The organism is Colwellia meonggei, assembly GCF_057537295.1.
This window is the reverse complement of sequence record NZ_BAAJLZ010000007.1, coordinates 66,603-81,444: the sequence shown is the minus strand read 5'-3', so window position 1 is coordinate 81,444 and position 14,842 is coordinate 66,603. Positions and strand designations below refer to the sequence as shown.

Annotated in this window: 11 protein-coding genes; 10 read left to right on the top strand and 1 reads right to left on the bottom strand. The window is 39.0% G+C overall.

Annotated elements, in window-relative coordinates; translation table 11 throughout:
- Positions 1–18: 18 nt before the first annotated feature.
- The 3 genes from AC27E9_RS15650 to AC27E9_RS15640 are packed head-to-tail and all read left to right on the top strand — an operon-like array spanning position 19 to position 5,523.
- Positions 19–3,651, top strand: a complete 3,633-nt coding sequence (locus tag AC27E9_RS15650) for a hypothetical protein (protein WP_487131791.1) — start codon at positions 19–21, stop codon at positions 3,649–3,651.
- Entirely contained in the window at positions 3,648–3,848 is a 201-nt protein-coding gene (locus AC27E9_RS15645; RefSeq protein WP_487131790.1) for a DUF1289 domain-containing protein, read from the top strand. Before AC27E9_RS15650 ends, AC27E9_RS15645 begins: the two co-directional genes overlap by 4 nt.
- A 31-nt stretch (positions 3,849–3,879) precedes the next feature.
- Positions 3,880–5,523 (top strand): response regulator, encoded by a 1,644-nt coding sequence (locus AC27E9_RS15640; protein ID WP_487131788.1) that lies wholly within the window; start codon positions 3,880–3,882, stop codon positions 5,521–5,523.
- On the opposite strand, the gene queG is transcribed toward AC27E9_RS15640, so the two are convergent.
- Positions 5,520–6,665 carry a tRNA epoxyqueuosine(34) reductase QueG gene (queG, locus tag AC27E9_RS15635; protein WP_487131786.1) on the bottom strand — a complete coding sequence of 382 codons (1,146 nt, stop codon included), beginning with the start codon at positions 6,663–6,665 and terminating at the stop codon, positions 5,520–5,522. The genes AC27E9_RS15640 and queG overlap by 4 nt on opposite strands.
- A gap of 35 nt (positions 6,666–6,700) precedes the next feature.
- On the opposite strand from queG, the gene AC27E9_RS15630 reads away from it, so the two are divergent.
- The 7 genes from AC27E9_RS15630 to hflX all read left to right on the top strand — a co-directional run bounded on the left by AC27E9_RS15630 (position 6,701) and on the right by hflX (position 14,795).
- Positions 6,701–8,221, top strand: coding sequence for an NAD(P)H-hydrate dehydratase (locus AC27E9_RS15630; protein ID WP_487131784.1), 1,521 nt, complete (start codon positions 6,701–6,703; stop codon positions 8,219–8,221).
- 44 nt (positions 8,222–8,265) lie between these two features.
- Positions 8,266–8,745 (top strand): tRNA (adenosine(37)-N6)-threonylcarbamoyltransferase complex ATPase subunit type 1 TsaE, encoded by a 480-nt coding sequence (tsaE, locus tag AC27E9_RS15625; protein ID WP_487131782.1) that lies wholly within the window; start codon positions 8,266–8,268, stop codon positions 8,743–8,745.
- 104 nt (positions 8,746–8,849) lie between these two features.
- Entirely contained in the window at positions 8,850–10,169 is a 1,320-nt protein-coding gene (locus tag AC27E9_RS15620; protein WP_487131780.1) for an N-acetylmuramoyl-L-alanine amidase, read from the top strand.
- A 7-nt stretch (positions 10,170–10,176) separates the two neighbouring features.
- Positions 10,177–12,135, top strand: a complete 1,959-nt coding sequence (mutL, locus tag AC27E9_RS15615; RefSeq protein WP_487131778.1) for a DNA mismatch repair endonuclease MutL — start codon at positions 10,177–10,179, stop codon at positions 12,133–12,135.
- The gene (miaA, locus tag AC27E9_RS15610) at positions 12,136–13,092 is read left to right on the top strand and encodes a tRNA (adenosine(37)-N6)-dimethylallyltransferase MiaA (protein WP_487131776.1); all 957 of its coding nucleotides are present in this window, start codon (positions 12,136–12,138) and stop codon (positions 13,090–13,092) included.
- Positions 13,093–13,211: 119 nt separating this feature from the next.
- On the top strand, positions 13,212–13,475 hold the full coding sequence (hfq, locus tag AC27E9_RS15605) for an RNA chaperone Hfq (RefSeq protein ID WP_487131774.1): 264 nt from the start codon (positions 13,212–13,214) through the stop codon (positions 13,473–13,475).
- 33 nt (positions 13,476–13,508) lie between these two features.
- Complete coding sequence (gene hflX / locus AC27E9_RS15600) at positions 13,509–14,795, top strand: ribosome rescue GTPase HflX (protein ID WP_487131772.1); 1,287 nt, start codon at positions 13,509–13,511, stop codon at positions 14,793–14,795.
- Positions 14,796–14,842: the final 47 nt, after the last annotated feature.

Below are 14,842 nucleotides of genomic sequence, written 5' to 3'. Positions count from 1 at the left end.
TAGGATGCTGCCTCGTTCATGGATTTAACTTTACCCCTTTATCGACAATTATTTGGTCGATTTTTCCTGCTTGTAATTTGTTTTTTACTCACTAGTGTTGCTGGTGTTTCGCTTTACTTTTATCATTCAAAGCAATTGCTTGTAGTAAATGAACAGTATTTACCAGCTATAGAACAGCACAACAAACAGCAAAAATTATTGATACGCCAAGAGCAGCTAATAAATGAAATAACCGCTAGTAAAAATGCCATTGAATTTAGCCGTTATTATCAAGTACTAAATAATAACCTCGAGCAATTATCAACATTATCGAGAAAAAATAGGCAACTACTCGAACAGCTAATACAGCGATTACAGCAACAAGCGGAAAATGTTATTCGCCTAACTGAAAGTTCACGTCGAAATATACAGCTAAAAGACAGCGTTATTATTCAGTTAACATTAGTTGCCGATAGTTTATCTGTTCTTATCGCAGATCAAGCTAGTCAACAAAATAACCTATACCAGCAAGTAAATTCTGACCGTTTAACAGATCGAGTTACAGCAATTCGAGCCAAAGCACTGAGTAAATTGGCCATTAATCTAAATCGTAATCGTGAATTGCATAGATTACTTGTTGATAGCTTGGTTATGTTTAGCAAATTAGATCTTCGCTATGACTTAATTGAATTCGATTACCTACAGCAACAAGCCAATACTGGCTTGCAAAAATGGTTAGCGAACATGGTGGATCAATTTGATAGTAAAAGCACTGATGAAAACGTATTAGTAGCGCAGGTTGTTGTGCTAAATGATTTACTATTTGTTGAGCAAAACACCTTTGCCAAATGGCGTGGTCAATTACGAAGAGTACAAGATTTTAGAACAGAGCTGCAAACGCAACACGCAGACTTAGCACCGTTTGTCGCATCAGCATTAAACATCAAGTTACCAAATGCGGGCGCGATTAATCAAAGTATTAAATTACAGTTCGCTGAATTTTCTCTCGAAATTCCTGAACAACATTATATTTGGCTAGTTATCGCTGTGTTTATTAGCTTTTTAGTGTTGTTTCTAGTTATTTTATATAGCACTCGTAAGGTTTTAAAACGCTTTAACCAAAATCATAAAGCAATGATTAATGAATACCTGAATTCTGGTAGTTGTACAGGGGAGTTTTTTTCGGCGGAAGCAAAGCAGGTGGTTAGTGGCTTTGAGCAACTGTCACAACCTAAGCATAGTGAAGTTGATTACCTTAATCTTAAACAGCAACAACAGTTATTCACGACACAAGTTCATCAACACAGTGGTTACGCATTTTGGCAATTGTCACAGTCAGAACCGACTTACGACAATACTTTAAAAACTATATTAGGAATTGAGTCGTTTCCTAAACATTGGCGGCATTTATTTAGCCGAAATGACGTTAGTAAAATTATTGCAGTAGCTCGTGAAGCAAAAACGCATAACAACATTCAACGCCTGTTATTAGTCACAGAGCGAGAGAAAGCCGTTTCATTAACAATTGAATATATTAATAGCCATTGGCGAGGCAGTGTCAGTTCGGCAGAAACACTACAACAGTTGCATAGTCAAAATAATCAGTTACAAGAACAATTGCAGCAACAAACCCAAAATGAAAAACTTAATATTATCCGAAATAGTGACTATGTAATTGGCATCATTCAGCGGTTAATTACGCAAAAGTGGCGTGGCGATGGTCCTAGTAATGAACAAGAAAACGACGAGCTTTTGCAACAATTATTAAACGGAAGTCAGCAACAGAAAATAAGCGCTCAATTACGCCGAGATGATTACCTTTTAACTCTATCAACCGTCAATCTTATTGATGAAGTACATAGCGCAACAATTAACTGTGCCATGGCTGAAATTGACTGTAACAATAGCGTATACGTAAGTATTGACGAAAAAGTGAATCCGTATGTCACCATGGAAAGTGAGCTTTTCCATAACATGATACGAGAATTCTCTGCATTTTTATTGGCTCAGCAACACAATGCGAATTTAGATATTACGCTTAAATTAGCCGACGTAAATAGTGCGCAACAAATAGTGAGCTTTAGCTTTGTTGTACAAACATTTTCAGATCAAGAAGCGTTCTCTCAGACAATGGCGCTTATTACGCAAATAATCGATATGAATGCAGAGTTAACATGTACTAAATTAGTTTATTTACGTGATTTAATGTTGGTATTCAATGCCAGTGATAGTGAAAGCGTTGTGCTCGACAATAGCGGCAAGTTTACTTTTAATCTGCCATTAGCTAAAGCTGACTGTCCTAGTGATGGAGTAATGCCGAATCAGCAGATTAGTAAAGCTGATATTAGATTAGGAAAAGGCAGTGTTTTAGTTATTGCTACAGAGCCTGAAAGTCGTCTACGACTTTGCAATGTGCTTGAAGGTAGCAAGCTACATGTTGAAACCATGCGAGACTTAACATTATTTCAACGACAATTAAGCATTAAACATTTAAAAGATAATAAGGTCGATGTTTTACTTATTTCTGAAGAAGTTTATCGATCAGATTATGATTTAATTATTCAACATATCGAGAGCCTACCAAATAAGTTACAGCCTAAAATTTTGATCAGTCAACCTTTAGCGAATAAGAGTCTAGCGAGAACAGGAATGTTTTCTCATTGCATGACGCCGTGGTATGCCAACGATTTAAAATATAAGCTCAACCAACTGCTAGCGACTAAAGAAAAAAGTAATTTATTAATAGCGAGTGAAGTTTTTGGTCAACAGCAAACTTTCGCCAACCAGCATAAATTGTTGTTAGCTGTTAAAAAACCGAGTAGTCAGCAATATTTACTACAATTACTGCATTGGCTAGGTTTTGATTTAACCGTAGTTACTCAATTATCACAGTTAGAACAGCATTGGCAAAGCGGTCAATATCAGGTTGCTATTAGCGAATTCATGCCGTTTAAACTAGCGCTAGCCAATACGATTGACTATCCTCGTGGAGTTTATGCTCTTGAATGTGAGTCGAATGTAGTTGCCGACTTTTTTGTGGCGCAACATATCGATGAATCTTGGCACACGGGTATTGTGCCACCTGTTTTGGATATTCAAGCAATAATTGCGTTGTTATCACCGTGGTTAAGTGTGCAAATAGTGCAGCAGATTGAGCAAAATAACTTAGAGCAAAAAGTTGCTAAAGATAATCAAGAACAGGCAGCTCAAGCAACGGTTGATGCAGTTCAAAGTACGAGTAAAACTAGCGATGAAACCTCAGCTGAAAATATTGATAAGTTATTAGATTTGAATTTTGATAACACACAACAAGATATTCAAGCTCCCGCAGCTTTTGACCTAAATCGTTATGCACAAAATCAGGGTTCTGCAGAAATAGCAGCAATTATGCTTGATGATTATTTAGCTGATATCGAGTCGTTATTGATTAAGCTTGAGCAAGCTATTATTGCTAACAATATTGCTGACTCTCAACGACATTTAAAAAGCATTATACATCTGAGTCGAGTTATCGCGGCAGAGCCGCTTTTGCAGCAATGTCAAGCGTGCCATAAATTAATATTACAAGTAGATGGTAGTTTATCATCGCAGCAAAGTAAGCAACTTAAACAGCAGGTAGCGCAACTGACATCATGTCTTAGTCAGCTAGCTGAATTTGCGGAATCAATATGAGCCTAGAACCTATTATTAAAACGATACAAGAAATTGAAAGCCCTTGTGTGCGTAATTGTTGTTTAGATGCGCAAGACATTTGTTTAGGCTGTTTTCGTCATATTGACGAGATAGTGTCGTGGCGAAAGTTCAATAACACAGAAAAAAATATAGTCATACAACAATGCCAGCAACGAGCACAACAAAGAGCAAAATAGATGTATAAATGTAAAATCGTTAAGGCAAAAAATGTCTAAAGTTGAAAAAAATACCTTAGCTCAGCTAGACAAGCTTAATGTCTTGATTATTGATGACAACTTATTGGTTCACAATACTTTAAAAGAAAGTTTGTATGCGTTAGGTATCAAAGAAGTTCGTTGCGCTGAAAATGCCTATTACGGTTTAAGGCTATGCGATGAAATGCATTTTCATGTGGTGATTTGTGCCTTTAATGTTAAAAGTGATAAGGACGGCTTTCATTTATTGGAAGAGCTTAAATTTAAAGGCCACGTTACTAAAACAACGGTACTTATTTTTCTTAGTTCAGAAACCGACGAGTCGCTGGTGAATTCTATCATTGAATTACAACCTGATGACTTTTGGACAAAACCGTTAGCTATTCAAAAAGTGCAAACTCGTTTAAAAGCCACCTTAAAAGTTAAACAAGCGCTGTTTAATATTTATCAGGCTATTGATAGAAAGGCTTATGCGAAAGCGATCTATTTTGCTGATCGGCATTTGTTAAATGAATCATTAGTGCAATTTCATCCGAATATTAACCGTATTAAGGGTGATGCGTTGCTACATCTATTAGAGTTTCAGGAAGCGGAGGCTTTTTATAAGCAATTGCTAAAACAATATCAGTACTCATGGGTTTATTTAGGTTATGCCAAAGCATTATTAAAACAAGGGCGAATAGAGGAAATTCGCGACATGTTAAAAACCTTAACAGATAAGCCTGAAACTCGCTTTGGTGCCCACGACATGATGGCGCAATATTACATCGAGCAAGAGGAGTATCAGCAAGCGTACGATGAAATAAAAATGGCGACAGCATTAGCACCTAGAAATATTGAACGTAATAAAAAGTCATGGGATCTAGCCCGTTTAACACACGATCATAAAGGTCAATATCTAGCGACACGAAATATTGCTCAACAAGCAAAAAACTCAATTCATGACTCACCAGAGCTAATTCTAAATGTGGTTAGAGCAGGGATCGATTTAGCGTGTGCGACGCCAGATGACAGCGCACAAACGGTGTTAAAGCAAATAGATCGCTACCTTGAACAGTTTGAAAATGACTATGAAGATATTCAATTGTTTAAACAGCAATTACTTGTAGTTAAAGCTCGTTTACACAATGTTCGTAATGAAGCGGAAAAAGCGACTAAGTTAGTTGAAAATCATATGTCGTTAAAGCCAACGGCAGTGGTTGAAGATAATTTAGATAAAGTGAAAGTGCTGCATGAACTTGGTATGCGAGAAGATGCAATTCATTTATTAAAAGCAATTAATAACCAAATTTCAGGTGAGTCACTCAATTGCCAAGTAGTTAAGCGTTATATTGAGCAAGAAACGGAAGAGCGAGAAGAAATACACTTTACCGCAAAACAGTTAAACAGTATGGCGGTGGAGCACTTTCAAAGAAACCGTTTATTGCCGGCGCTAGATGCTATTACCCAAGCACTGCAATTAAGCCCTGATAATGTCAAGCTAATGATCAGCCAGTTAAAAATTCTGATCACCATTAAACAGCATGATGAAGCAAACGCTGAACATGTTGCCTTGGCCGAACAATTATTTAGCCAACTTGCGGAGAAAGTTCAGCAAGGGAAAAGCGCAAGTGTGTTAGAAGAATTAACAGTGAAATGGCAGAAGCTTCACCACTAAGCATCACGTGGCATGCCTTTTTCAACTGAACGAATAAGACGTGCGGTTAAACGTAAGTTTTTATCTTGAGACATTTCTTGTAGCTTTAATGCTTGCTGCTCTAGTGCCCAGTGAATATGTTCGGCGACCATTTCATCTGCACTATTAAGCTTTTCTGTCAGTGCTGCTACGTTTTCTGCTGAATAGTCAGCGTTACCTATTGCGACAGCAATATTACGTTGCCAGCAGGAAAAACCAATACGGCGAATAGGTGAACCTTCGGTTTTATTTAGAAAGCTTGCTTCGTCCCAGGAAAATAATGTTAGTAGGGCAATATTGTCAAAGTTTTGCCTTGGTTTAAAATCATCTTCACTGCCAAGCTTGGCAAATTTATTCCATGGACAAATTAATTGGCAATCGTCACAACCATAAATTCGATTACCAATTAGTGGTCGATACTCAATTGGAATGGCTTCTCTAAGCTCGATGGTGAGATAAGAAATACAGCGTCTTGCATCAACAACATAAGGCTCCACAATAGCTTGAGTTGGGCAAATTTTAATGCAAGCAACACAACTGCCACAGTCATTTTCAGGTTTTTTATCAGCAATTAAGGGCAAATCAACTAATAGCTCCCCTAAGAAGAACCACGAGCCTGCCTGTTTGTTTATCAATAGTGAGTGCTTGCCAACCCATCCTAGTCCTGCTTTTTCTGCCAAAGGTCTTTCTAGAATAGGGGCAGAATCGACAAACGGTCGGTAGTTAAATGTTTGACAATGATCTTTAATTTTTTCCCCTAGCTGCTTTAAGCGCTTACGCATCAGCTTATGGTAATCGCGCCCTAATGCATAACGGCTAATATAAGCATGGTCACGATTTTTCAAAATACGAGCGAATTTCGCATCTGTGGGTAAATAATCCATGCGAACGCTAATAACATTAAGTGTACCTTCTACAAGCTCTTTAGCGCGAGCACGCATAAGACCATGACGGGCCATATAATCCATATTGCCGTGGTAATTATTTTCTAACCAGCGGCTGAGTGCCGCCTCATGTGCTGACAAGTCGACATCAGATATTCCTACTTGTGAAAAACCAAGTTCTTGGCCCCAAAGCTTGATCTTTTCTGTTAATTCTTGATAGTTAATAGCAGGAGTTGTCATATTTGCAGATATTAGCGCAATAAGGTGATAAAACAATGCCGGCAAGTTTACCACATCAGGCTTATAAGGTTAATCAACTACAACAATACGAAGCTGACGCAGCGCAAGCTATTGGTCTTAATTTATATCAATTGATGGAACGTGCAGGTACGGTAGTATTTAATAATATTCGTCAATATTATCCATCAGCGCACCGGATATTAGTTATTACTGGCAAAGGAAATAATGGAGGTGACGGTTATATAGTTGCTCGGCTTGCACACCAGGCAGGTATCAATGTCAAAGTGGTTGTTGATGCTAGGCGAGAACAAATCCAAGGAGATGCTCTACAAGCCATGAAGTTATTAGAGCAATGCTCAGTTGCTATCTACTTTGATTTATCGACTGCGAAAAAAGTCGATTTTATAGCTGATTATCAAGGAGAGTTGATTGTTGATTGCCTATTCGGTATTGGTTTTCGTGGTGAGCTTTCACCAGCGTTAATAACCTTAATTGAGGCGATTAATAATAAGAATTGTCTTCGTGTGGCCGTTGATGTGCCGTCAGGATTAAATGCAGACTTAGGTGTTGTAACCCCGACTGCGGTCAAAGCAGATTTAACCGTTACCCTTATTGCTTATAAACAAGGTCTGTTAACAGGGCAAGCGGCAAACTATGTTGGCGAGTTAGTCTTAGAAACTTTGGCAATAAATACTGCTTTTGCACAATTGCAATCAGCTGAGTGCTTTCGTCAAAATACTGATTCTCTACCTCTTTTGCGTAAGCGATTGCCAGCCAGTCATAAGGGCAGTATTGGTATGATGTTAGCTGTCGGTGGTGATAGCACTTTCACCGGCGCGATCTGTTTAACATGTGAAGTGGCTTTGCGTGCGGGGGCGGCATTAGTGAGTGTTTGTTGCCATGAATACTCGCGTAATATCTTATTGTCACGCCAGCCAGAGCTTATGGTTGTTGCAAATTGCTCACAAACATTAGCTTCCACAAGTGTACTGGCAAAAGTTAAATCTGTGGTGTTAGGGCCTGGCTTAGGACGAGGAACTTGGTCTGAACAGCTTTTTAATACTGTGATTAATTTGTCTCAGGCTAAAGTAATTGATGCTGATGCATTGTATTTTCTTGCTCAACAGCCGGTTTTTTCTAATAACTGGGTTTTAACTCCTCACCCGGGGGAAGCCGCTGCTTTGCTTAACTGCAGCGTAGCGGAAGTTGAACTTGATCGTTTTTTTACCGTCAAAGAAATAGCAAAGCGTTATGGCGGTATATGCGTGTTAAAAGGTGCCGGAACACTCATTTCTGATGGCACAACTATTTGGGTTAATACCACTGGGAATGCCGGTATGGCCAGTGGCGGCATGGGGGATGTTTTAAGTGGTATTATTGGTGCGTTAATTTTGCAAACCACGGATTTATTCCAAGCGGCTCGTCTTGGTGTCTATATTCATGGCCGTGCAGCTGATATTATTGCCAAAAAGTATGGGCAAATTGGTATACTTGCTAGTGATCTTTACCCTGAAGTGCAGCGCTTGATTAATAATGAGAGTAACCTCAGAGGATAGAAAATATCAGAATGGCAGTAATAAACGAAAAGTAACAATGACTAATGAATAATTTTGTAACAAAGCAAAGTTTTATTTTGGCGGATGAAACAGCCACTATCGCAATGGGCAAACGTATTGCTGATATTGTAAAATCAGATTTAAATCAAGGTATAGTTGTTTATCTTAACGGTGATCTAGGGGCTGGGAAAACAACATTGACTCGTGGGTTTGTTCAAGGCATGGGGCATAATGGTAACGTTAAAAGTCCAACTTACACATTAGTAGAACCCTACGAGCTGCAAGATTGGCAAGTGTATCATTTTGATTTGTACCGACTCGCTGATCCGGAAGAATTAGAGTATATGGGAATTAGAGATTATTTTAATAGCCGTAGTTGTAGTTTCATTGAATGGCCGGAAAAAGGTCAAGGAATGATAGCTGCTGCAGATTTGGTCATTGATCTTGCTTATCATGATGAACAGCGTTCTATTACTATAAAGCCAGCAACTGCGATTGGGCAAAAACTAGTACAAGCAATTTGATCGGCATGTTTGGTACGGTGTGCTAAGCAGTTGCCATTGCCATAGTTTAGAAAAATAATAAGAATAAAGCCCAAAAAGGGTTAAGTTAAGGGGAATGAATTAAAATGCGTTTTAATAAGCTCGCGCTATATTTAGTGACCATTTCCATGCTTTGGCTTGGAATGACCACGTACGCTAGCGCCGCTAATACGATTAAAAATGTCAGGGTTTGGCCGGCACCAGAAAATACTCGTGTCGTTTTTGACCTAAGCCAAAAGCCAGATTTTAAATATTTTTCATTAACATCCCCCAATCGATTAGTGATTGATTTTAATAACAGTAAGAATATTGCTGCATTGAAATCTGCATTAAAAAAAGATAAACGAGTAACTAAAATTCGCTCAAGTGGCTCTAAGAAAAAAGGCACAACACGTCTAGTCTTAGAACTCGCTGAAAGTTACCGAGTTTCAGTATTTCCACTTGCACCAGCAGGTCAATATGGTGACCGTTTAGTTATTGATCTATACGATAAAAAAAGTAAAGTAATTGCTAAACATGACAATAGTAAAGGCAAGCGCGATATTGTCGTGGCGATTGTTGCTGGTCACGGTGGTGATGATCCCGGTTCTATTGGTGCAGCCGGCACTTATGAAAAAAAAGTTACGCTAAATATTGCCAAAAAACTGGCAAAACTAATCAATCGTAAAAAAGGCTTAAAAGCGGTCATGATACGCAGTGGTGATTACTACGTTAGCCATGACCGCAAGCCCAGGTTAGCACGTAAAAACAAAGCGGATTTATTAATCTCTATTCATGCTGATGCTTTTACCTCTCCTAAGCCTAGCGGTGCCTCCGTGCTTGTGCAATCAACTCGACGGGCAGATTCAGAGTTCGCCCGTTGGATTCAAAATAGAGAGAAAAACTCCGAGTTATTAGGTGGTGCGGGCGAAACCATTAAAAAAACCAAAGATGATAACTTAGCAATTGCGCTGGCTGATATGAAAAAAGAGTACACTATGGCCAGCAGTTATAATTTTGCTGAGCATGTTGTCAAACAGCTGAAAAAAGTGACTAAACTGCATAAGAAAAAGCCGGAGCGTTTAAGTTTAGCGGTATTAAAATCATCAGATATTCCATCGGTATTAATTGAAACGGGTTTTATTTCCAATCCGCAAGAAGAGAAACGTTTAAACAATCCTGCTCATCAACAAAAATTGGCGAAAGCGATTTACACAGCAGTAAATAATTATTTCTCTCGTAACCCGCCTGATGGTAGCTTGTTTGCTGCTAATCGCACTCGCGAACATAAAGTTAGCCGTGGAGAGTCGCTTTCTGTTGTTGCACAACGTTATAAAATAAGTGTTCGTCAGTTGAAATCAGCAAATAATTTAAAATCTAATGTGGTTAGAATAGGCCAAACATTAAAGATTCCACAGGCAGATTAATTCACTTATGACTATTGCAATATTACCCGCACGCCTTGCCAACCAAATTGCTGCTGGTGAGGTGGTTGAGCGTCCAGCGTCAGTTGTGAAGGAGTTAATCGAAAATAGTTTAGATGCCGGCGCGACAAGTCTTCGAATTGATATCGAAAAAGGTGGCGCTAAACGTATTCGCATTGTTGATAACGGTAAAGGCATTGCTAAAGATGAGTTAGGTTTAGCACTGAGCCGCCATGCTACTAGTAAAATCAAAGATCTTAATGATCTTGAAGCGATTAGTAGTCTAGGGTTTCGCGGTGAAGCGTTAGCTAGTATCAGCTCTGTAGCACGTTTAACACTTACCTCTAAGCCCCAACACCAAGAAGCAGCATGGCAAGCTAATGCTGAAGGTCGAGATATGGCGGTTACGGTAAATCCAGCTGCACATCCTGACGGCACTACTATTGATGTTTGTGATTTATTTTTTAATACCCCTGCTAGGCGAAAATTTCTGCGCACAGAAAAAACCGAGTTTGGGCATATTGAGGAAGTCATCAAGCGTATTGCGTTAGCACGATTTGATGTCAGTTTTGTGTTAACTCACAATCAAAAGGTTATTAAACAATTTCGATTGGCAAATTCAGCTGCACAGCGTAGTAAACGCGTAGCCCAAATTTGTGGACAGAAATTTATTGATAATGCTCTTGAAGTTGATTGTCAGCATGATGGTTTTCATCTTTATGGTTGGATAGCACAGCCGAGCTTTTATCGCAGTCAAAATGACCTTTGCTATAGTTATGTTAATGGTCGTATGATGCGCGATAAACTTATTAATCATGCTATTCGTCAGGCTTATGCAGATTTATTACCAAATGATAGCTACCCAGCGTTTGTCTTGTTTCTTGAGCTAGACTTTCAAGAAGTTGATGTTAATGTGCACCCGGCAAAGCATGAGGTAAGATTTCATCAGGGCCGTTATGTTCATGATTTTATTTACTCCGTTTGCCAGCAGGCGTTAATTGCGGCGCATGAGCCAGAATTAATGGTTGATAACAGCACCGGTGAAGTATTTGCCAGTGGCGAAAATAATGCTAATACCCAAAGTAATATTGACACTTCTTTTGTAACCCCTTTAAAACCCACTTCGGTAAGGGCAAGTGTTTCAGAGCCCTCATCTTTGTATCATGAGCAAGGTGGAACTGTACATGCAATAGCTCGTACGGAAAATACTCGTCGTGATTTTGAAAAACAAGCACCTACATCATATGGAGCAAACCCTGCTTCTTCATATAGTAGCAGAGTTAATCCAAATGCCAGTAAAGCCTATAGTGACCTAATGACGCCATTGGTGGATAATGAAGTAGTTGAACAGGCTCAACACCAGCCAAAAGTGAGCTTGGCCAATAGTGAATTAATAACTAACGACACTGAAGCTAAAATTTTATTTTGGCAAGCACCACATTATGTAGTATTTGTGCAGCAGCAAGAGTTAAGACTGCTATCAGTAGAAAAATTAGAATTATTCACAAAATTACAAGTTGTGAAACAGCGTTGGCATGAGAAGTTTGTTTCTCAGCCATTGTTATTGCCCATAAAAATTGTAGTTAGTGAAAAAGTTGCCGAATTTGTTTCGTTAAACCAAACGCAGTTTCAATTTATAGGTATGGAAATACAGCTGTTAAATAAAACAACAATTCAAATTCGCCAATTTCCGGCATTATTAAGAAATCAAAATGTTGCAAGTAGTTTTGATAGCTTAATTAATCACTTACAAGTTGATAGCGAGCATGAAGTGCATTCTGAAATTGATTGGCAAATGGCATTGTCGCACTTGATGTTGACCGAAAGCTCGACTCAAGAACAAGCATTACAAGTATGGCGTAATGCCGAAAGTCAGTTTAAATGTCAATTTGAACAGCAACTACGCTTGAATTCTGTTGCTATCGACCTTACATCGTCTATAAGCCAATTAGTAAATAAACATAATTAAATGACCGACGTTGTAAATCTTAAGAATGTTGAATTTTCAGAGCCTCCTGTTATTTGTTTAATGGGCCCAACAGCATCTGGAAAAACAGCATTAGCTATGGCGCTATACGATACGTTGCCATGCGATATTATCAGCGTAGATTCGGCGTTAGTATTTAAAGGTATGGATATTGGCACAGCCAAGCCAACAGCTGAAGAATTAGAAAAGTACCCGCATCAATTAATTGATATTCGTGATCCTGCAGAAAGTTATTCTGCGGCTGACTTTTGTCATGACGCCTTAAAAGCGATAGCAAAGAGTCGTGCTAATGGTCGAATTCCGCTGTTAGTAGGCGGTACCATGATGTATTTCAAAAGCTTGATTGATGGCATTTCACCATTGCCTGAAGCTGACGCTGAAATTAGAAAAAATATTGAAGCTGAAGCCCAACAAAACGGTTGGGCAGCAATGCATGAGCAGTTAGCCGGTTTTGACCCTATTTCAGCAGCACGTATTCATCAGAATGACCCGCAGCGGATAGCGCGTGCGATAGAGGTGTATCGAAAAACAGGTCAAACTTTGACACAATTGACCGAAATAAAAGGTGATAAAGTCAGCGGAAATGTTTTACAGTTTGCTATAGCACCAAAAGAACGTAGTGATTTGCATGCGAGAATAGAGTTACGCTTTGAGCAAATGATAGCGCAAAACTTCAAACAAGAAGTTATAGCTTTAAAAGCAAGAGATGATTTACATCATGATTTACCCGCAATTCGTTGTGTAGGATATCGTCAGATGTGGCAACATTTACAAGGTGAATGTGACCATGACGAAATGGTTTTCAAAGGCATTTGTGCCACACGGCAATTGGCAAAGCGGCAATTGACCTGGTTACGTAGTTGGCAAGATTTGCACTGGTTGCATATGGAAGATGAAAATAATTTACAAGTTATTTTATCTGCAGTAAGCAAACTTTAAACATTGATGTATAATTAATTTAGTTGTGCATTAACCAGCTAGTTTTATTGAATAAATTCAGCAAAACATTTGAAAAGAAAATTTAACTTTTTACTAAAAATAACAAAAGGGGCCAAATAATGGCAAAGGGGCAATCTTTACAAGACCCATTTTTGAATGCGTTACGTCGTGATCGTATTCCTGTAGCAATTTACTTAGTTAATGGCATTAAACTACAAGGGCAAGTAGAGTCATTTGATCAGTTTGTAATTTTACTTAAAAATACCGTGAGTCAAATGGTATATAAACATGCTATTTCTACGGTAGTGCCTGCACGTGCAGTGTCTACTATGCCTACTCCTCAAGCCAACCAGTCTGGCTTTAATCAGGATCAAGAGAATTAATGAATCTAGCTCGTATTGTGTGGAGTCGCTCATTTGTTTGATAGGTATCAAGCAGGTGAGCAGGCGATACTTGTTCATTTAGATTTCCCAGATGATAACACCCGTGAAGATCTACAAGAATTTGAAATGCTTGTTAGTTCAGCGGGAGTGACTGCGTTAAATACGGTTACCGGTAAACGTAATACACCACATCCAAAATATTTTGTTGGTACAGGTAAAGCACAAGAAGTTGCTGACGCTGTACGTACGTACAACGCTAATGTGGTGTTGTTCAATCACAGTTTATCGCCGTCACAAGAAAAAAACGTGGAAGCATTATGTGAGTGTCGAGTGGTTGATCGTACAACCTTGATACTTGATATTTTTGCTCAACGTGCGCGTACTCATGAAGGTAAATTACAAGTTGAACTTGCGCAACTGCGCCATATTAGTACACGGTTAATTCGTGGTTGGACGCATTTAGAACGTCAAAAAGGTGGTATAGGTTTACGAGGGCCTGGTGAAACACAGCTCGAAACCGATAGACGTTTACTACATGAGCGCATGGTAAATATTCGCCGACGTTTAGAAAAAGTGGAAAAACAAAGGCAGCAAGGGCGAAGAGCGAGAAACCGCGCCGAAATTCCTACCGTGTCTTTAGTGGGGTATACCAACGCCGGCAAGTCAACATTATTCAATCATATAACACGTGCAGATGTTTATGCTGCTGACCAGTTATTTGCTACCTTAGATCCTACATTGCGTAAAATTGATGTTGAGGATGTTGGCCGCGTTATTCTAGCTGACACCGTAGGTTTTATTCGTCATTTACCACATGACTTAGTTGCCGCATTTAAAGCAACGTTAACGGAAACCCGCGAAGCAGAGTTGTTATTGCACGTTATCGATATTTCTGATGAACGTCGCAGTGAAAATATTGAACAAGTTGAAGAAGTTTTACAAGAAATTGAAGCGGGTGATGTACCTCAATTATTAATTTGTAACAAAATAGATTGTTTAGATGATGTTGAGCCTAGAATCGACCGTGATGAGCATGGCTTGCCAATTCGCGTGTGGTTATCAGCACAACAGGGCATCGGCATTGAGTTATTATTTGAAGCTTTAGCGGAACGCTTGGGCAAGCAAGTAGTCAAACACCTACTGTGTTTGCCGCCAAGTGCCGGAAAACTTCGAGGTCAACTTTATCAATTAAATTGTATTGCCCAAGAGCATTATGACGAACAAGGCAATTGCTTGGTAGATGTAAAATTACCACTGAGAGAGTGGAATCGATTAGTAAAACAAGACGAAGCTGAAATAGAGCACTTTATTCAAACTTAACAGACTGATATATTAGCCCAAACCTAATGTTTTATGCGTATATAGCA

Bases quoted from the DNA above. Each gene is read 5' to 3' on its own strand.
- hfq (WP_487131774.1), top strand. From the start codon at position 13,212: ATGGCAAAGGGGCAATCTTTACAAGACCCATTTTTGAATGCGTTACGT.
- AC27E9_RS15620 (WP_487131780.1), top strand. From the start codon at position 8,850: ATGCGTTTTAATAAGCTCGCGCTATATTTAGTGACCATTTCCATGCTT.
- AC27E9_RS15630 (WP_487131784.1), top strand. From the start codon at position 6,701: ATGCCGGCAAGTTTACCACATCAGGCTTATAAGGTTAATCAACTACAA.
- AC27E9_RS15645 (WP_487131790.1), top strand. From the start codon at position 3,648: ATGAGCCTAGAACCTATTATTAAAACGATACAAGAAATTGAAAGCCCT.
- mutL (WP_487131778.1), top strand. From the start codon at position 10,177: ATGACTATTGCAATATTACCCGCACGCCTTGCCAACCAAATTGCTGCT.
- tsaE (WP_487131782.1), top strand. From the start codon at position 8,266: ATGAATAATTTTGTAACAAAGCAAAGTTTTATTTTGGCGGATGAAACA.
- AC27E9_RS15650 (WP_487131791.1), top strand. From the start codon at position 19: ATGGATTTAACTTTACCCCTTTATCGACAATTATTTGGTCGATTTTTC.
- miaA (WP_487131776.1), top strand. From the start codon at position 12,136: ATGACCGACGTTGTAAATCTTAAGAATGTTGAATTTTCAGAGCCTCCT.
- queG (WP_487131786.1), bottom strand. From the start codon at position 6,665: ATGACAACTCCTGCTATTAACTATCAAGAATTAACAGAAAAGATCAAG.
- AC27E9_RS15640 (WP_487131788.1), top strand. From the start codon at position 3,880: ATGTCTAAAGTTGAAAAAAATACCTTAGCTCAGCTAGACAAGCTTAAT.